The organism is Mesorhizobium sp. WSM4833, assembly GCF_055811095.1.
Map to the genome: position 1 here is coordinate 452,139 of NZ_JBVVQG010000003.1, position 17,592 is coordinate 469,730.

At 62.3% G+C, this 17,592-nt stretch carries 13 protein-coding genes; 9 read left to right on the forward strand and 4 right to left on the reverse strand.

Annotated elements, in window-relative coordinates; translation table 11 throughout:
• The first annotated feature begins 63 nt into the window (after positions 1 to 63).
• Positions 64 to 1,803 carry a gamma-glutamyltransferase gene (ggt, locus tag AC0L2D_RS08030; RefSeq protein WP_473540729.1) on the forward strand — a complete coding sequence of 580 codons (1,740 nt, stop codon included), beginning with the start codon at positions 64 to 66 and terminating at the stop codon, positions 1,801 to 1,803.
• Positions 1,804 to 1,889: 86 nt separating this feature from the next.
• Here ggt and AC0L2D_RS08035 read toward each other — a convergent pair whose 3' ends face one another.
• Complete coding sequence (locus tag AC0L2D_RS08035; RefSeq protein WP_032808338.1) at positions 1,890 to 2,237, reverse strand: hypothetical protein; 348 nt, start codon at positions 2,235 to 2,237, stop codon at positions 1,890 to 1,892.
• Between the two features lie 504 nt (positions 2,238 to 2,741).
• Here AC0L2D_RS08035 and AC0L2D_RS08040 point away from each other — a divergent pair.
• Genes AC0L2D_RS08040 through AC0L2D_RS08050 form a run of 3 tightly spaced genes read left to right on the forward strand, consistent with a single transcriptional unit; the run spans position 2,742 to position 6,584 of the window.
• Positions 2,742 to 3,617, forward strand: a complete 876-nt coding sequence (locus tag AC0L2D_RS08040) for an ABC transporter substrate-binding protein (protein ID WP_473540730.1) — start codon at positions 2,742 to 2,744, stop codon at positions 3,615 to 3,617.
• Complete coding sequence (gene fhuB / locus AC0L2D_RS08045; protein WP_473540731.1) at positions 3,610 to 5,661, forward strand: Fe(3+)-hydroxamate ABC transporter permease FhuB; 2,052 nt, start codon at positions 3,610 to 3,612, stop codon at positions 5,659 to 5,661. The genes AC0L2D_RS08040 and fhuB overlap by 8 nt, the downstream gene beginning before the upstream one ends.
• 23 nt (positions 5,662 to 5,684) lie before the next feature.
• On the forward strand, positions 5,685 to 6,584 hold the full coding sequence (locus AC0L2D_RS08050) for an alpha/beta hydrolase (RefSeq protein WP_473540733.1): 900 nt from the start codon (positions 5,685 to 5,687) through the stop codon (positions 6,582 to 6,584).
• Between the two features lie 26 nt (positions 6,585 to 6,610).
• Here the strand turns inward: AC0L2D_RS08050 and AC0L2D_RS08055 are convergent, their stop codons facing one another.
• Positions 6,611 to 6,949 (reverse strand): hypothetical protein, encoded by a 339-nt coding sequence (locus tag AC0L2D_RS08055; protein ID WP_013533590.1) that lies wholly within the window; start codon positions 6,947 to 6,949, stop codon positions 6,611 to 6,613.
• A 378-nt stretch (positions 6,950 to 7,327) separates the two neighbouring features.
• Positions 7,328 to 7,768 carry a hypothetical protein gene (locus AC0L2D_RS08060; protein WP_013533589.1) on the reverse strand — a complete coding sequence of 147 codons (441 nt, stop codon included), beginning with the start codon at positions 7,766 to 7,768 and terminating at the stop codon, positions 7,328 to 7,330.
• Between the two features lie 995 nt (positions 7,769 to 8,763).
• Between AC0L2D_RS08060 and AC0L2D_RS08065 the strand changes: the two genes are divergently transcribed.
• The 4 genes from AC0L2D_RS08065 to scpB all read left to right on the forward strand — a co-directional run bounded on the left by AC0L2D_RS08065 (position 8,764) and on the right by scpB (position 13,042).
• Positions 8,764 to 9,327, forward strand: a complete 564-nt coding sequence (locus AC0L2D_RS08065; RefSeq protein ID WP_473540735.1) for a hypothetical protein — start codon at positions 8,764 to 8,766, stop codon at positions 9,325 to 9,327.
• Between the two features lie 29 nt (positions 9,328 to 9,356).
• Complete coding sequence (locus AC0L2D_RS08070; RefSeq protein WP_473540736.1) at positions 9,357 to 10,346, forward strand: S8/S53 family peptidase; 990 nt, start codon at positions 9,357 to 9,359, stop codon at positions 10,344 to 10,346.
• 1,050 nt (positions 10,347 to 11,396) lie between these two features.
• Positions 11,397 to 12,347: a DUF1403 family protein gene (locus AC0L2D_RS08075; RefSeq protein WP_473540738.1), complete on the forward strand. Its 951-nt coding sequence runs from the start codon at positions 11,397 to 11,399 to the stop codon at positions 12,345 to 12,347.
• Between the two features lie 2 nt (positions 12,348 to 12,349).
• A complete protein-coding gene (gene scpB / locus AC0L2D_RS08080) occupies positions 12,350 to 13,042 on the forward strand; it encodes an SMC-Scp complex subunit ScpB (RefSeq protein ID WP_473540739.1) in 693 nt (230 codons plus the stop codon).
• Positions 13,043 to 13,164: 122 nt separating this feature from the next.
• Here scpB and AC0L2D_RS08085 read toward each other — a convergent pair whose 3' ends face one another.
• Positions 13,165 to 16,965, reverse strand: coding sequence for a hypothetical protein (locus AC0L2D_RS08085; RefSeq protein WP_473540740.1), 3,801 nt, complete (start codon positions 16,963 to 16,965; stop codon positions 13,165 to 13,167).
• Between the two features lie 355 nt (positions 16,966 to 17,320).
• Between AC0L2D_RS08085 and AC0L2D_RS08090 the strand changes: the two genes are divergently transcribed.
• Positions 17,321 to 17,584 (forward strand): hypothetical protein, encoded by a 264-nt coding sequence (locus AC0L2D_RS08090; RefSeq protein ID WP_473540741.1) that lies wholly within the window; start codon positions 17,321 to 17,323, stop codon positions 17,582 to 17,584.
• Positions 17,585 to 17,592 lie beyond the last annotated feature (8 nt).

The window sequence follows — 17,592 nt, forward strand, 5'->3', positions numbered from 1 at the left end:
TTGTTAGTGGACTCGATCCGTCCAACACGGTCTTCTAGGCATCCCCCCGCCCGGAGAACCGCCATGCCTCTCAACCGTCGGACACTGATCGCCGCCAGTCTTTCCATCACCTTTGTCCTGGCGCCGTTGACGAGTGTCTTCGCCGCCTCGCCGGCGCCGGCCAAGGGCGAGCACGGCATGGTGGTGACGGCCCAGCATCTGGCGTCCGAAGTCGGCATCGAGGTGTTGAAGAAGGGCGGCAATGCTGTCGACGCGGCGGTTGCCGTCGGCTATGCGCTCGCCGTCGTCTACCCCAATGCCGGCAATATCGGCGGCGGCGGCTTCATGACCATCCGCTTCAAGGACGGCAAATCGACCTTTCTCGATTTCCGCGAGCGGGCGCCGCTGGCGGCGACAAAAACCATGTATCTCGACAAGGACGGCAACCCGGTGAAGGGCGCCAGCCTCGACGGCTATCTCGCCGTCGGCGTACCGGGCTCTGTGGCTGGCTTCGAGATGGCCCGTGAAAAATACGGCAAATTGTCCCGCCAGGATCTGATGGCGCCGGCAATCGGCTACGCCAAGGACGGGTTCATCCTCAATCAGGGCGACGCTGCCTCGTTTGCCGGCAGTGCCGACAGGCTGGCGAAGGACCCCGCGGCCGCCGCCATATTCCTGAAACCCGACGGCAAGCCCTATGGCATCGGCGAGCGGCTGGTCCAGCCCGACCTCGCCGCCTCGCTCGCCGCCATTTCCGAAAAGGGTACGGATGCCTTCTATAAAGGCGCCATCGCTGACGCCATCATCAAGGCGAGCGGCGCCAAGGGCGGCATTCTCGCCAAGCCGGATTTCGAGCAATATGCGGTGCGTGAGCTCAAGCCCGTGACCTGTACCTATCGTGGCTACGAGATCACCTCTTCGCCGCCGCCCAGCTCCGGCGGCGTCATCATCTGTGAAATCCTCAACGTGCTGGAGGGCTATCCGCTGTCCTATCTCGGCGCCGGTTCGGCCGAGACCGTGCATGTCATGGTCGAGGCCATGCGCCATGCCTATGTCGACCGCAATTCGGCACTTGGCGATCCCGATTTCGTTGACAATCCAGTCTCGAAGCTGCTCGACAAAGGCTACGCCAAGGACATCCGCGGCAAGATCGACCCGTTCCGCGCCGGCGTGTCGCAGGATCTGATGCCGAAGGGCTTTGGCGAGAGCAAGGAGACGACGCATTATTCGATCATCGACGATGCAGGCAATGCGGTCGCGGTCACCTACACGTTGAACGGTTCCTTTGGAGCCGGCGTCGTCGCCGACGGCACCGGCATCCTGCTCAACAACGAAATGGACGATTTCACCCAGAAACCCGGCGTGCCCAACCTCTATGGCCTGGTCCAGGGCGAGGCCAACGCCATCCAGCCGAAGAAGACGCCGCTGTCGTCGATGAGCCCGACCGTGGTCGCCAAGGACGGCAAGCCGTTCATGGTCATCGGCAGCCCCGGCGGCTCCCGCATCATCACCATCACGCTGGAAGCGATCGTCAATGTCATCGACCACGGCATGAACATCCAGGAGGCGATCGACGCGCCGCGCATCCACCATCAATGGCTGCCCGACAAGGTGTATGTCGAGCCGTTCGGCCTGTCGCCGGACACAGAAAAGCTGCTGGCCGGCATGGGATATCACCTCGATCTCGCCGACCAGACCTGGGGTCAGGCCGCCGGCATCCTGGTCGGCGGCAAGAGCCTGGCGGAAATCGAGAAAGGCGGCGGCGCGCGCTACAACGGCGCCATCGACAGCCGCGCGGCCTCTGGCGAGGCGCTCGGATACTGACAGCTCGGAGGAAAAGCTTGGAGCAGCGTGGCGATTCGGGTTGATCGCCCGCTGCTCAAGTGGATCGGCTCACACCGACTTGACCGTCACAAGACCAGCGTGAGGGTGGACGCAACCAGCATCAAGGCGGCAATGCCGACGAACAGCGCATAGATGCGCGGCCGGTCGAGCAGCAGCGCATTTCCGGAGATCCAGGCGGATGTGGCGCCGCCAAGCGCGAAGAGGAAGCCGTTGCGGTGCCCGAAGACCATCGATGCGGCCATCAGCCCGCCGATGATCAGCGCACCGAACACGATGATCACGGCAACGGCATATCTCTCGAAATCATTGCCGCTTCCCATGCTCGGGCCGATTGCGTTCAAGGTTGGCAGGTCGTCCGGATCGAAAGGGTTCGTCGACCCGTATTCGTCTTGACCGGCAGGCTCTCGCATCATTCGTTCTCCGTATAGCGGCAACAAATCATCAAGCCTTGCCGAGTGCAACCCGATCACGCTGCCTTGATGCGTTCGACCGGTCCTTGACGTCTTCAGGTGGCGGCTTGCTGCCGGCTTTTGGTTCTTGGCCGTCTTTGGTCTCTCAGGCAATCCAGGAAACGGCTGCCCAAAGGCGACCGTAGCTCCCTCTATCATGGAATGCATTCGTGGAGGAAAAATGATGCGAAGCGCGGATTGGGCTTCGCAAACCGTGATTCGGACGGTGACGTCGCACAGGGTTGTTGTACGGGCGAATCGCCTTGCGGCCAGTGGGCGTCCGCGCTTGGCATGCGGTCGCGTGAAAGTTGACTGGGCAGGCATCTTAAATGTTGACTAGTAAACTCATGTTTCATAGTCACCGGGCAGTGGTCACTGGAGACCAACCCCCGAAAAGCAGGGCCGGCCGCATTGCAGAGAGACCAAGAGCCCCAGTCGAGAGCCGCGCCCGATCATTTGCGCAGCCGAATGACCCGGCGCCAGGCGCTCGGGCTTTTTACGCTGCCGTTCGCCGGCATGGGGTCCTCCACGGCTGAAGCCCGTCCGTTGCGCATCGTCTGCCTGGATGACGGGTTGACCGAGACCTTGCTCATGCTCGGTGTCAGCCCGGTCGCCATTGCCGATCGGGAGGTCTGGGAGAAATGGGTGGTCGAGCCGCGGCTGCCGCCCGACATTGCCGATCTCGGCACGTTGCTCGAGCCCAATCTCGAATTCCTGCAGCAGCTCAGGCCCGACATCATCCTGTCCATGCCGTATCTCGACGGCATCAAGCCGCTGCTCGAACGCGTGGCTCCAGTGACAACGATCGGGCTCTATACCGAGGCCGGGCAGCCCTATCGGCGCGCGCTCGAGGCGACGCGCCAGCTCGCCGGGCTTGTCGGCAAGGAAAGCGAAGGCGAGGCGCTGATCGCGGCGACAGACGCGTATTTTTTGGAGGTTCGCCAGCAGCTGGCGCCGCTTTCGGCACGGCCGATCTATGTCGTCAGCTTCCTGGACCCGCGCAATGTGCGCGTCTACGGCGCAAAGAGCCTGTTTCAGGAGGTGTTCGACCGCATCGGGCTCAGCAACGCGTGGACGGCCGAGACCAACTATTGGGGGTTTTCGACCGTCGGCATCGACGGGCTGGCGACATCCAGCGATGCGCGCCTCGCCTATCTCGAACCCTTGCCTGAGGGCGCCGGCGGCACGCTGACCGAAAGTCCGGTCTGGAATGCCATGCCCTTCGTGCGCAACCGCTCGATCATGCGCCTTCCTGCCGTCCTGATGTTTGGCGCGCTTCCATCCGCGAGCCGTTTTGCTCGGGTCCTGGCATCGGCGATGACCGCGGAGGCCGCCCATGGCTGAGGATGCCGCTGCCGTTACTCAAGAAGGAAAGCTTGCGGCGTCAGGCCGCGCCTTGCCAAGGAGTTCTCCTGGTACTCAGCCGGTAGGCGCGATCCTGCTTTGCGCGGTGCTGCTCGCGGCTGCGGCAGCGGCAACCGTCTCGAACCTCACCGTGCAACTGCCATCGGCGCTCTGGCTCCAATCGCTCGCCGCCCCCGACATCGCTGACATGCGGCAGGTGCTCGTCCACTATGCCTTCCTGCCCCGTCTTGCGATCAGCCTTTTGTGCGGTGCGGCGCTCGGGCTTGCCGGAACTGTCCTGCAGCAGGTTCTGCGCAACCCGCTCGCCTCGCCTGAAACCGTCGGCGTCTCGGCCGGTGCCTATCTGGCGCTGGCACTGGCGACGCTTCTGTCACCGTCCCTGCTTGCCTTCGGCCGCGAATGGCTGGCGCTGGCCGGCGCATTTATGGCCCTTGCCGCCGTCATCGCTCTGTCCTGGCACAAGGGCCTGTCGCCGCTTTCGGTGGTGCTGGCGGGGCTTGTGGTCAGCCTCTATGCCGGCGCCATCGGTGCCGCTCTCATCGTGCTGCGGCATGAATGGCTGGCCAGCCTGTTCATCTGGGGCGCCGGTTCGCTCGGCCAGCAGGACTGGTCGACGACGCTGTGGCTTTTGCCACGCGTCGGCACTGCTGCGCTTGCGATCTTCTTCATGGTGCGGCCCCTGACCCTGCTTGGCCTCGACGATGAAGGCGCGCGCAGCCTTGGCGTGCCGCTCGGCGCCTATCGCTTCGCCGGACTGGCGGCCGCCGTCGCGCTGATCGCCTTTGTCGTTGCCGCTGTCGGCGTCATCGGCTTCGTCGGCCTGGCCGCGGCGACGCTCGCGCGCATCGGCGGTGGCCGGCGGCTTGGCCAACAGCTGGTGATGGCGCCGCTGATCGGCGGCGCGTTGCTGTGGGCCGCCGATCAAGGCGTGCAGATCGCCACCGGGCCGCAAGGCGACCTGCTGCCGACCGGAGCGATCACAGCACTTCTCGGTGCGCCGCTGCTGCTCTGGCTGCTGCCGCGCCTTGCGCTTGGCTCGGAAGCCCCGACCTTGATGGCCGTGCGCCTGCCGCGCGCAAGCCGGCCCGGCCTTGTTCTGATGGCACTCGGCCTGGCTCTGCTTCTGCTGCTCGGGCTGGCCCTGCTCTATGGACCGGGTCCGCATGGCTGGACCTTCGCCTTCGGCGACGAGCTGCAGCCTTTGCTGTCGTGGCGGTGGCCCCGCGTGCTTGCCGCGCTGAGTGCCGGGGCGATGCTGGCGCTTGCCGGGCTGATGATGCAGCGGCTGACCGGCAATCCGATGGCCAGCCCCGAAATGCTGGGCATCAGTGCCGGTGCCGCCCTTGGCATGATGGTGGCGCTGTTTGCGCTCGTCGATGCCGGGCGCCCGGTTCAGACGGCGGCGGCAACGATCGGCGCCTTCGCCACTTTGCTGGTGACGCTGGCGATCGGCCGTCGTGCCGCCTATGCGCCGGAGCGGCTGCTGCTTGCCGGCGTTGCCCTGACGGCCTTGTTCGACGCGCTGATCCTGGTGCTCACCGCGACCGGCGATCCTCGCGCCATGCTGCTGCTCAACTGGCTGACCGGTTCGACCTATGGCGTCGATGTCGGTGACGCCCTGCTGACCGGTGGTATCGCGGTCTGCCTCTTCGCGCTCGCGCCTTTCTTCGTGCGCTGGCTCGACATCCTGCCGCTCGGCTCCGCCGCCGTTCAGGGCCTTGGCATCAACCTGAAGAGGGCGCGGCTTCTCGTGCTGCTGGCCGTCGCGGCACTCACCGCGGCTTCGACGCTGATCGTCGGTCCGCTGACCTTCATCGGCCTTATGGCGCCGCATCTTGCTCGTCGCCTTGGCCTTTCCCGTGCGCTGCCGCAGGCCATTGGCGCGGTGCTCGCCGGCGCGCTGATCATGGTCGCCGCCGACTGGGTGGGCCGGATCGCCATCTTCCCGCGCCAGATCCCGGCCGGTCTCGTCGCCACGTTGATCGGCGGCCCGGTGCTGATGTGGCTGCTGCGCCGCCGCTGACCGTTTTGCCCCTGGAGATATCCATGTCCAAGATATCCATGTCCAACGCGACGCCAGCCCTGATCGCCAACACGGCGGTCCACGATCTTGTTCCGGCGCAGGGCGGCGCGCCCTGGCGGATATTCCTGCATGTGCCGTCCGGGCCGGTGCCCGAGGCCGGCTGGCCGGTCCTCTACATGACCGACGGCAACGCCGTCATCGGCACGGCGGTCGACGCCATGCGCGCGCAGGCCTTCTATCCCACGGGCACCAATGTCGGCTGGGGCGTCATCGTCGCCATCGGCTATCCCGTCGACGGCGCCTATGATCCGCTGCGCCGCTCATGGGATCTCGGCCCGCCGCCAGGCAAGACCTACCCGCCCTTCTACGAGGGTACGTCCGAAGTCCGGACCGGTGGGGCAGGGAAATTCCTTGCTTTCATGGAGGATGAGCTGAAGCCGTGGGTCGCCAGCCGGGTCACGGTCGATGCCAGCCGCCAGGCGCTTTACGGCCATTCTTTCGGTGGCCTGTTTGCGCTCTACGCCCTGTTCACGCGGCCTTCTTCCTTTCAGACCTGGATCGCGGCGAGCCCCGCCATCTATTGGGAAGAGCGTGCCATCGACCGCTTTCTCGAAGCCTTCGAGGCCGCCATTCCCGATGGTTTGGCGGCGACCATGATCCTGTCGGCCGGCGAGTACGAGACCGAGAAGCTGGCGCCGTTCCAGATTGGCGCCGAGGACGAGGAAAAGCGCCTGAAGCAGAAAAAGGTGACACGCACCGACGCATTCGCGCGGGCAATGGCGCAGCGTCTTGACGCTCTCCCGGGCGTGCGCGCCAGTTTCGAACTGCATGCCGGCGAGAACCACATGTCGATCCTGCCGGTCACCGTCAATCGCGCGGTGCAGGCGGCGTTTGCGGTGAGGAGGGACACCGCCCTTTGCTGAACGCCGCAGCAAGACGGTCGGCGCTGTCATTCCTGTGAAGGGGAGGCGCTCAATCGGCGGTAGGAGACGCCGCCGAAGTTTGCCGTCACAAAATCCGTGACGGACATCTTGCGCTTGCCTCCGTCGCTGCAGGCGTAAACCGGCCAACCGGCATCGCTGCATTCGCTGGCAGCGCAGATGCGCGCCAGGCAGTTGCCGATAGTCAGCCGGAAGCCGCCCTTGCCGGCGAAGCCTTGCAACAGGCTGCCGTCCGCCGAGCGCCATGTCCGCGCACGGAATTCCGCCCGCAAAAGCAGTGGTTCGAGAGGGACCGCAAGGTTGTTTTCGCCGGCACGCCCTGCGAGCTGCAGACGGAAGCGCGCCATTGCGGTCGCGTATGCAGTCACAAGATCGGCTTGGCGAAAATAGGCGGTTGCCAGGCTTGGGCGGTCAAGCAGATGAGACGTCCACTCGCCTGCCCCTACCGGCCTCACCAGGGCAACAAAGGCAAGAAAGGCGAAGCAAGCTCGTGACATTTCCAGCAGCCATATCTGTCTCGGCGTGCCGGTTTGCCCCCCGGTTGCCCTCCCATAACATCCCGCCAATCGGCGCCCGGCGCAAGCCGCTTGCTAAGGCAGTTCAGAAGGCCGCCGAGCAAGGGATCCTGGAGCCGAAGACGGTGACCCGCATCGACGAACCTGTGCGGGCGATCGCGAGAGGGTGGCGGTGTTTGCGGCAAGGGATCTTGACCAGCCCAGGGTTTCCTAGCCGATGCGAGCCGGCGGCAGCTCGAACAAAGTGGCGCCGTTCTCCCGGCCGCGCTCGACATAGCCGATGACGCCGAACCATCTTGCGACATCCGGCCCCTGGAGCCAACTGCGCGAATGGATGGCGAGGTTGCCGGCGAGCGCCTGGATATGCCTGATATGCCGCTTGCAGAAACGGACGGTCGTGGCCCGGAAGAAGTCCTCCCGTGCGGCGAACAGCGTGTCGGCGGCGTCGCTGTTCTCATGCCAGGCGATGATCGCCACGGCCTTGTCACCCTCGACAAGCGCGTGCGCGCGGCCCTCCTTCAAATTCATCATAAGGTTGTCGTAGGCGATCTTGCTGTCCTTGCCGGCCGCGACGTATTCGTCCGACATCCGTTTGGACAGCCCCCGAAAGACATCCTCCAGATCCCCAAGCGTTGCTGCGCGTGCTCTCATTTCACCTCCTGCAGCCCCAACGGGCAGTTTGCCCTAGGGTTGAGGGGTGGCCAAGCAAATTAAATCCGCCGGCGGGCTAATGTGCGCAAAGTGATTCCACTTGGCGATGCAGGCGGCGACGCGACGGGGGTGCCCAGAACGGACCAGGAGGGGATGGTGCCAGAGGCGGAATCCAAGCGACGGAAAACTCGCTCTGTTCCCAAATTGTTAGGCCTACGCTATAGCCGGGCTGGCCAACAAAAATACCAACAAAATATTTCTGTGGATTGGTTCGGTGTTCTGGACACGATCTGTTCGCGCAATTGCTCTTTCACACTCCTTGCAACAGAATTTGTTACGCGGCTACAAGGCGATCGGATGCGGCGGCGACAGGCACTCGGGAAGCACCTGCCGGTCGAGCTAGGCGCGACCCCGACTGTTGATCAGATCGGCATGCGGGCACTTCGCACGAGGTGCGCCGGCAGTAGCCCATGCACCTCGTTTTTTCAGACGTACTCGCGTTCAGAACTGCAAATTGGGCGGCGCGATGCCCAGCTGAAGAGAATTGCGTCGAAGTAATCTGAAGGCCGGCTCGAGGGCTCTCCGATGGCCGGAGCGCAAGGGAGCTTTGCTGCGCCCATGCGGGTTCACACTCCGCGTATTCGGCGACATCCGACAATTGTGTCGGCTTTGTCGTTTTGACGACACAGCCTTTGTTCGGCGGGCGCCTGGACGTTTGGCTAAGCCGCTGAAAGCAAACATACAACACTGTTCCTGGCGCGCTATCGTCTAGATTGGCATGAAGTTTGCGCCTGGTCGAGAGAGCGGGAGCTGCTTGACTCGGCAAAAAGTGAACTACGGGAGATCACAGATTTGTTGCGAATGAACACCTTGGCCGCTGGCGGCCATGCGTCTGCCGCTAGAGCCACCGTATGGTTTGAAAATGCTGCGAGGGACTGCAGTACGCGTGTCGATCGCACATGATTTGCTGGCGGCTCCAACAATGGGCGTTGCAGATGTACATACGGTGGGCGGCCGGTTACGTCCTGTTCGTGATGGCATTCTTCGTAAGCGCTATGGCTGCGAACGGACAGGAGACCAGCCTTGTCGGCATTTACCAGGGTTCGGAGCTAACCGCGGCCGCCAACCATCTGGGACAAGGCGGATACGAGCTGTCGGGTGGAACCAAAGTGTCTTTCGACAAGTGGTACCATAGCAAATGGATCGACATGCGATTTGAAATGTTGACGCAGCTGTCGGATGATTTCGGTCTCCTGTGGGGCGCGAGCACCGGCCAACGTGCCGAAAAGGTCCGAATCGACCCAGGTGTGAAACTCGGCTTTATTCTGCAAAAGCGACCGACGCCATCCACGACGCTTTCTCTCACCGTCAGTTCGATTTTGGGCGGGAACCTGACGGAACGACCTTGCACGGCTGACTATGGCGCCATCGGCGGTTTCCAGACAGTGAATTGCCGTCTGGCCACGTCGCAACTCCGGCCTGCGGACACGTTGAAATATATGGCAAAAATTAATCCAAGCCGCTTGAAAGTCGATCTCCGGTTCAGGAGTAAATTCTAGCGATAGGAGCATAGAAGGTACATTTCGTCATGAAGAACAATCCAGACAGGAAGTTTATTATGCACAAAACACACTTCTTCCCGGTAGGACTCGTTGCCGGTCTTTTCATGTGCCTGCTGACGGCACCCGGTTTTGCTGGCGATCTCGATACGGGGGTCAGCGGCAAGGGGAGGGCCGGAACGCCAACCACGGAAAGCAGTAGCTCGGACTGCCGACAAAATGCCGACGGGACCTTTTGCTGGATGAGCCCGGATATTGGTGAAGCATGGGCATCGGGCCATACCGGTTCTGGGGTATCGGTGACTGTCGTAGATGACTTCACGGGACAGCGCCGAGTCGATGGAGATCTCGGTCGCGGTACGCAGAGGCAGCGACATGGGGAATGGGTCGCGGAAATTGCCGGCATGGTGGCCCCTGGTGCATACATGTTCAAGCATGACTTTTCCGACAAGTCCTCGATCAGGCTGCAGGAGGGCCTCAATGTCATTAATCTGAGCTACAGCGTTCCGCAGCCCCTGAGCCAGCATACGCTCGAGCAGTCGATTGTCGATGCGGCTCGGGCGGGTGCTGCGGTCTTCACAAAGTCAGCCGGAAACAAGTCCGTACCGGTAGGTACCCCGACCGAAGGGCATATTGATTTCCTAGCTCTTGAGCTGATGGGGACGCAATCGACAATCTTTGTGGGTGCGCTCGAGCACAATGGCACTCCCGAAAACAAGGCAAAGCTGGCCTCCTATTCGAATTACGCCGGTTCAGATTCGGAGGTGCAGAACCACTTCCTCACGGTGGGGGTCGAAAGTGACAAGATTGGGCTATCCGGGACGTCTGTCGCGGCACCTGTGGTTGCAGGCTATGCCGCCATCCTTGGCAGCAAGTTCACGTTAGCAACACCGACACAGATTGCTAATCAGTTGCTGGATACGGCTAGGACCGACATGCTCGTCAACTACAATCCGGCGACTTACGGCCGCGGCGAGGCCAGCCTTTCGAGGGCATTGGCACCAGTTTCGATAAGGTAGACGAGCACTTCGATCGAGCAACTGATTCTGTGAGGCGTTGAGAGCCACACAAATCGCCTCCCAGAATTCAGCAGCTGTGCCGTTGTCCGATCCAGTCATAAACAAGAGCCACTGCGTTCTTATCGAAGTCCATTGCCGGTAAACAAGGCCGAATAGCGCTTTCCCATCTCATGTATGAAGGCAGAGCCATGTCCTTCCGCTCAATCACCGCCGCATCACCTTCTTCTCCTGCAGGGCCAGTTCTGACCAAAGAAGAGCGGAGCGCCGGCGGCACCTCTGCGTCATGGTCTTCCCAGCCTGGTGCTCGAACGGCGAGAGCGCCCGAACTCGAATGTGACATCCCTGGAAAGAGGCATCAAGCCGCAGCAGCTGATGTCGGTCGAATATTCCAAGGTCCTATCAGCGCCTGTCGCGAGGTTTTCTGGGCGTGAATTTTCGATTGGGCGATGCGTTCGCGCTGAGTGGGGTCTTGGCGGAGCAGGTCGGGGAGCAGTTCGACTGTGTCATAGGGTTGCTGGCCCGCATCCCTGCTGGAAGACCCGTGATGCAAATCACCTAACGATCCTTTGTCACATATTAGAGGCGCCCCTACTTCGTATGCTCTTTCACTCGCCGCTCCACTGGCAGCCCCGTGCAAATCCGACGGCCAGCATGTTTCAGGTACGATTAGGCGGGCGCTGGATGACTAGGCTGGGGTGGCTTCTGGCCGCTGCAATCTTGACGGAGGGTTTATAGAATAGGCAATGACGCGGGATTTAGAGTTGGTGATCCGCTCGGCCTCTTCGAAAGGTGTCGCGGAAGCCGGTCGCCGTGACCAACTCCAGGTACCGCGATAGTCGCGACGAGAAGACGGGGACGTGAGTGGCTGCACCGAACCGCCGTGCGGGTGTCCGAAGAGCAATGTTAGACGGCTAACCTGCGGCAAGTGAGAGCAATAGAGCTAAGCGACTGATAATGCAACATTATCATTCGTTATTTATGAGCGACGGGCTGTGCGTTTTGGCGCGAAAATGATGGCGCAAACCGCACGGTCGCTTTACCCTCGAAACCATGATTCGCCTCGATCCCGTCACCGCCAGCTCCTCTGCGCCGCCGACCGTTCCGGCTTGGGCGCTTGCAAGCGCCGGCGCGCTGAGCGACGCCGACGCCGCTTTCCGGGCCGGCGCTGCCTTGGGCGCGCTCGACACGCTCGCCCGCGCGCAGGCCAGCTGGGCCGGCGCCTGGCGCCAGCGGCTGGCGCTGAAATGTGCCGCCGCCAGCATGCGGCTGGCCGGCCGCGCCGAGGATGAAGCCGGCTTGCGCGACGCCTGGCAGCTTCGCCCGGCCGGCGCCGATCCCGGTCCCGCCGGAGCCGTCTATAGCGCCTGGCGGCAGCTGGCCGCGCAGCCGCCCGCCGCCCGCGCCAATCGGCTCGAAAACATCGTCGAGCAGCTCGGGCTCCATTGGGACGACGCGGCGCTCGCCGCGCTTTCCGCGGAGATCGAAAAACTGGCGGGATCGCAGGGGCCGGCGCCGTTCGCCGCCGCGGCAATCGCCGCTCACGTCGTCACCATGCGCCCTGACTCCGAGCTTTTTGCCTGGTGGCTCGCCGACCTGGTGCTGGCAAAAAGCCTGCGCTGGCCGCGGCCGCTGCCGCTGCTGATGGCGCAGGTCTTTGCTCCGGCTTTTCGCGCCGGCGGCGGCAAGCGCATCCGACCCGGGGAAGACGGATTCGAACGCGCGGTTTGCCTGGCGCTGGTGGCGGCGGCGGCAGAGGCCTGCCGGCTGGCCGCCGAGTTGTCGCGTTGTGCCGAAAAAATCCTGGCGCTGGCGCCAAAACTGCGCGCCAAGGGCGCCGGCGACGTAATCTTTCTTCTGCTCAGTGAAGACGCCGTTTCGGGCTCGCTGACAACCAAAAACCTTTCCCGCTTTGCATCGCGGCGGCTGTTCGACCGGCTGCAGCAATTGGAGGCCGTGCGCGAGCTTTCCGGCCGCACCACTTTCCGGCTGTTCGGGCTGTAGCGATGAGCGAAGCGTCCGCCCGCCGCAAGCCGAACGAACAGCCTGTACTGCTCGACACCGAGCTGGACCACCTGCCGCCAGAGTTGCGCTGGCGCGAGTGGATGGGCCGCGTCGAAGCGGTGATCTTTGCGGCAAATGAACCGGTGACCCGTAGTGTGCTGGCGCGGGTGGTGGGAAAAAACTGCAATCTCGAGCTGATCATCGACGACATTCGCGCCGAGCTCGCCGGCCGCCCTTATGAGCTGGTCGCGGTCGCCGGCGGCTGGCAGCACCGGACCAAGAAAATCTTTGGCGACGCCATCCGCGCCGCCTTCGGCACGGCAGCGGGCGAGCGGCCAAAAGAGCTGACGCAATCGGAGGCGCTGGTGCTGATGTGCATTGCCTATTTCCAGCCGATCACGCGCGGCGAGCTGTCGAGCTTTTTCGGCAAGGAGGTGTCGCGCGATTTGATCGGCGTGCTGCGCGCTGAGCAACTGATCGCCTCGGGGCCGCGCAGCCCGCAGCCGGGTGCGCCTTACACCTATGTGACGACCAAAAATTTTCTGTCGCAGTTCGGGCTCGCCACGCTGCGCCAGCTGCCGGATTTCGAGGCGCTCGAGGACGCCGGGCTGCTGTCGAAGGAAAAGCTGCTGGCCGGCGATATCATGCCCGAGTTTTCATCTCATCATAGAAACGCCGACGTCGAGATCGAGTAGCCCTGTCCATTGCGGGTGTTCGCAGCTGCCTCAATAGGCTGACTGTTTAAGCACAAAAGGGCCAGGATTTCTTGGCGCCGTCGTTGTCCGAAATTTGTAGCATATTTCGGGCAAGAAGCGGTTCATTCGAAACGCTCGTCTCGGCGGCGGTCGCGCTGTGTCTCCCACCGCTGTTCCTCGGCAACCGCTTCCACAAGGCCCTTCTTCGCTTGTTGAACAAAGTCGATCACGGCGGTGTCACCGCCAAAATCCAACTCATCCAGCATACGCGCGTTCGTCTCGATGATCGCAGCGCGCGAGCCCGTCCACGTTCGTGGCCGAAACCGCCGTAGAAATTCGGCCAAGACCTGTACACGGTCAGGTGCCTTTTCCAGCACCAGCCGCGCCGCAGGGGTCCATTGCCGCGGCGTTTTTTCCTCCGGCCGGCGGAACAGCGTGATTGTCGCGGCGGCAACGGGATAGCGAATTGCTGCGTCGGCTTCGCACCATGCAAGGAGGACGTGATCCGGTACAGAATCCATCGGGTTGCCATGCATATGGCTCATGTCTTCAATAGCTCGCACGCCGGATTTGCGCAGCGCCGCATCGCCGCCAAAAAGCCCGTCGAGGGCGGCAACCGGTTGTGCTTTCACAACGCCCTTCACCAGATCGTCGTGATAATAAGCTTGGGTCTTGTGCTCTTTTGTAGCCTCCAGAAGCCTTCCGACGAGATTGCAAGCTATCGAGGCCCCGTCATCGCCAACCAGGCATGACAGCGCAATTCGTCCCAACCGGTGGTCTTCGCGGTCATCCTTGTCGCCGAAGGTGGTACGCCGGAGAAGCTCGCGCCCGGCTTCCAGAAGCTCCGGCGACGGCTCGGACTTTTTTGAGCGATCAGCGTGAAAGCGCATCGAAAGAATTTCAATAGCTACGTCGAAGCCGCCGGCTTTGTCGGCGATCGTCACGATCAGATCGGCCAGCTCGCGTGGGTCGATACCATCGGTCACGCGGCCCCAGGCCAGTACATGAAACTGAGCGATCGGGGCTGTGTTGCTTGCGAGCGATAGTCGGAGACGCGCCATCCCTCGTGAATTGATCGGCACGGCGGATTGCAGGATCGGGAACCACTGCGCCAATGTGTTATGCAGCAAAGCGGCGTCGAGAAGCCCATCAGCTGCGGCCGCATCCTGTTCAGCAATCCTATTTAGAATTCCACGCAGCACCTGAACATTCCGGTTGGATTCCGGTGTCTTCGCCAACTCACCGACAAGCGCGCCCCATAGAGCGCCGCGATCAGGCGCCGCATTGGCCATACCGCGCCCCAGCAGCCATAGCCGCCCTTCGGCGCTAACGAGTTCGGGAAGCAAGACGGCAAAGGCATCCGCGTCACGCGCCAGGTCTTCTCCAAGCTGTAATACGATGCGATCGTTGCGCGCGCTTTCCACCTCGATGTCGTCATCGGGGCCATAGATATCATCGAGGTCAAGGCTGCCGATCCCTCTGCGATTCATGGCGATCGCTCGCACGTGCTCGATGAGATTGGCAGGCCGCAGAATCCTCTCGAGACCGCCCAGGCGCGCGGCGATATCAACGGGCATTGCAGAAGCGTCCAACTTTTGCGTCCGACGGACAGCGATCCACCCCTCGCGCCAAAAGCCTTTGGCTGCGATCGCCTTGGCCGTCCGTTCGAGCGCGTCGAATGCGCTAGCCGACGTCCATAGCCCACGGAACTTCTCCGCCAGTAGGGCGCGGATGGCGGGAGCTGCCGGAGGGTTCGCGACTACAAGCGTTCCGGCAACGTTTAGCGCGGACTCGAACCAATTGAGCACTTCGGCATCCGTTTGCGGATAGTAGCCGTGATCACGCGACCGCGCGCCAAAATCGAAATTGTATGAGGACGCGAAGTGATAGGCCTCGAGCATCGCGCCTAACGCTCGAATGCCTAGCAGCCGCTCGGCCGGATCTGCCGAGCGCAGCCAGGTGTCTACAGCGCGGATGCGTTGATCGATGCCGGCGTGGGTGCCGGAGAGATAGAGGTAGAACAAGGATTCCACGGCGTCGGACACCTCATCGGTCGCGCCATCGGCCCCCGGGCGGGCGAAGCTTGCCAGGAGGGCTACCACCCGATCAAAGAATTCGGCGTCGTAGGCAAGTGAGTGCAGAAGCCGCAGGAGATGCCGGCCGTTTTCTCGCATTGTATCGCTCTGAGTTCCGCGAGCCCCTCGCTCGATAGCATCGAGGGCGGCCGCCGGCGCCGCCGGTGCGATGTTTTCAAGGACTGCCCGTCCGAGCCCAGTCAGGTTGGCGAGGTCAGCCACATAGCCGTCAGGACTAAGCCAGCGCTCAACGATTGCAACCGCTTCCTTGCTGCTGTGAAGGTAGCCGACGCGCCGCGAAAATGATCTGAGCAGCCGTTCCGACGCTCCGTTGACGAGTTGGGCTTCAACGGTTGGCCAAGGAATGTTTTGTAGCGCCAAGGCGGCGAGGCGGTTTGCGATGGCGTGCGGCAGCACTGCTCGCCATATTCCGCGCTGCTGCACGAGATCCCTGCGGCGAAGCTCGGCGATGCCGGCGAAAATCTCGGCAGCGGTCTTGCCGACCAGGCCACCCAGGCGAGCGATCTCGGACTCGTCGCCAGCGACCGATTCGCCATCGAACGAGAAGACCAGCGCACAAGCTTGCGCTACGAGCAGCAACTCGCTGTCGTGCTCGTGCCGTTGTTGAAACAGCCGCCGGAAAAGGCCGTCGTCAGTTAGTCCGGCAAGCGATTCATTCTTGCCCACCGTTGCCGCGAGTGCCAAGGCGATCCGAGCGTTTCCGCCTGAGAATTCGGCGATGGTCTGTGCATCGACATCGGAGATCGACGCAAAGCGCCGGCTGATCAGTTTCTGGACTAGATCGGGCGACGACGGTTCCAGCGCAAAAACTTCGGTGCCCTCGGGTTCGTCCTCCCGGATGTCGTATTCGATTGTGATTACGCTGATCGTGCTGCCGGCGGTACGGATGAGTTCCGAAAGCCGCCGGTGCAGTTCCTGCGGGCAATTGTCTATGACCAAGATCGCCCGCGCGCGTCGGGCGGCCAGATTGCTGGTGAGCGCGATCGGTTGCGGATCAGGGGTGTCTGCCATGTCGGCATAGATGGCTAGCGATGGGTCGAGATTGCCCGCGCCGACAGCTGGATCGAAAAGTGCTTGGACGAAGCGGGTTTTCCCCACACCGGAAAGTCCGACCAAACGCACGACTTTACCGGGTTGACCCAGAAGATCCCGGATTTTCTCGAGGCCAGCGAGCGCGGAGACCCCACCACCATTTTCCGCGCTGTCGGTCTGGATGCGCAATGTGTGATCCAATAGGTAATTATCGTCGCTGCCAGCAGGCGCGTGCGCCCAAGAGCCATAGGGTTGCCATCCTGACAGGGATTTGCCGATGCGATCGCGAACCCATGGGATGAGGCCTGAATGATCGCGTACCCATGTCGCGACGCGCCCGCGATCATAAAAATCGAGAGCGAGCTGATCACGTTGCGGAATGTTCTTGACCGCATCGGCCATCGCCTTGCGCCGGTTGGCGAGCACACCGTCGGCCGTCGATCCGGTCGCGCTGACAATGATGTAGGCGCCCGCTTGCGTCGCCAGTTCCTCAATGACGGGGCGGACCATTCCGGCAGGGCGCATTTCGGCGAGAATTTCGCCGCGGGGCATGTCGGGTTTCTTCACTTGAAAGCCGGTGGCGGCGCGTGGGACGAACCCGTCGATCGGCGTTCCGGCGGGAAGGGAAACGCGGACGTCGAGGCCGCCATCGGCGGCGGTTTGATTGCCGCCCCAGGTCACGGCCGAAGCGGGCAGGCCACGGCGGCGCAATTCCGCTTCGCAAAGAAGAGCGACAAGGGTCCGAAGGTCCTCGTCGTTCAAAAGAGCGATGTCGTCACCGGTGATTTCAAACATGCCAAAACCTAGGCACGCGAGTGATTCCGGTCAAATATCCGCCGAACGGCAGGATTTTGAGCCTGCACAAAGAGAACGGATCTCGTCAAATACTGAAGCTCCGCGCTTCGATAGCAAGCGCCTGAGACTGCGAGTTTGGCCTCCTTGGGAAAGGATTGGCGAAGGTGACGCGTCCGTCCGGCAGTTTCTACTATTCCCAGAATCATGCTCGGGTGTGCAGTACAATTTAATCGCATGTCCTGAAATCACATCGACATAGAAGCCCTCTGAATTACTCTCACCGCAGAAAAAGCTAGTCGGAAGTCGAGTATCGAACCAACCCGGCAGTGTCGCAAACAGTTAGAAAGTGATCGGAATGGGACGCACGGATCGTTTGAAGGAGCTTGGCACCCATGCGCAGCCGGACCACCGGCTGCTCCCAAAGCATGTCCTCGAGCAGATCGAAAAGCTGCCCCGCAACGAGCGCCGCCTGCGCAAGAAGGTGATCAATCGGGCGCTTGGCAGCGCCTACAAGCGCATGATTGCGGATAACCTTCGGGTGCAGGTTATCCGATCGACATGCAAACCAGGGAATTCCTTATGGAGTACAACGACAGGCAATTGGGGCATGGATTGCTGACATTGCCG

Coding starts and splice junctions, on each gene's coding strand:
- AC0L2D_RS08075 (WP_473540738.1), top strand. CDS start 11,397: ATGATTCGCCTCGATCCCGTCACCGCCAGCTCCTCTGCGCCGCCGACC.
- AC0L2D_RS08070 (WP_473540736.1), top strand. CDS start 9,357: ATGAAGAACAATCCAGACAGGAAGTTTATTATGCACAAAACACACTTC.
- AC0L2D_RS08050 (WP_473540733.1), top strand. CDS start 5,685: ATGTCCAAGATATCCATGTCCAACGCGACGCCAGCCCTGATCGCCAAC.
- AC0L2D_RS08035 (WP_032808338.1), bottom strand. CDS start 2,237: ATGATGCGAGAGCCTGCCGGTCAAGACGAATACGGGTCGACGAACCCT.
- fhuB (WP_473540731.1), top strand. CDS start 3,610: ATGGCTGAGGATGCCGCTGCCGTTACTCAAGAAGGAAAGCTTGCGGCG.
- AC0L2D_RS08055 (WP_013533590.1), bottom strand. CDS start 6,949: ATGGCGCGCTTCCGTCTGCAGCTCGCAGGGCGTGCCGGCGAAAACAAC.
- ggt (WP_473540729.1), top strand. CDS start 64: ATGCCTCTCAACCGTCGGACACTGATCGCCGCCAGTCTTTCCATCACC.
- AC0L2D_RS08090 (WP_473540741.1), top strand. CDS start 17,321: ATGGGACGCACGGATCGTTTGAAGGAGCTTGGCACCCATGCGCAGCCG.
- AC0L2D_RS08085 (WP_473540740.1), bottom strand. CDS start 16,965: ATGTTTGAAATCACCGGTGACGACATCGCTCTTTTGAACGACGAGGAC.
- AC0L2D_RS08065 (WP_473540735.1), top strand. CDS start 8,764: ATGTACATACGGTGGGCGGCCGGTTACGTCCTGTTCGTGATGGCATTC.
- AC0L2D_RS08060 (WP_013533589.1), bottom strand. CDS start 7,768: ATGAGAGCACGCGCAGCAACGCTTGGGGATCTGGAGGATGTCTTTCGG.
- AC0L2D_RS08040 (WP_473540730.1), top strand. CDS start 2,742: ATGACCCGGCGCCAGGCGCTCGGGCTTTTTACGCTGCCGTTCGCCGGC.
- scpB (WP_473540739.1), top strand. CDS start 12,350: ATGAGCGAAGCGTCCGCCCGCCGCAAGCCGAACGAACAGCCTGTACTG.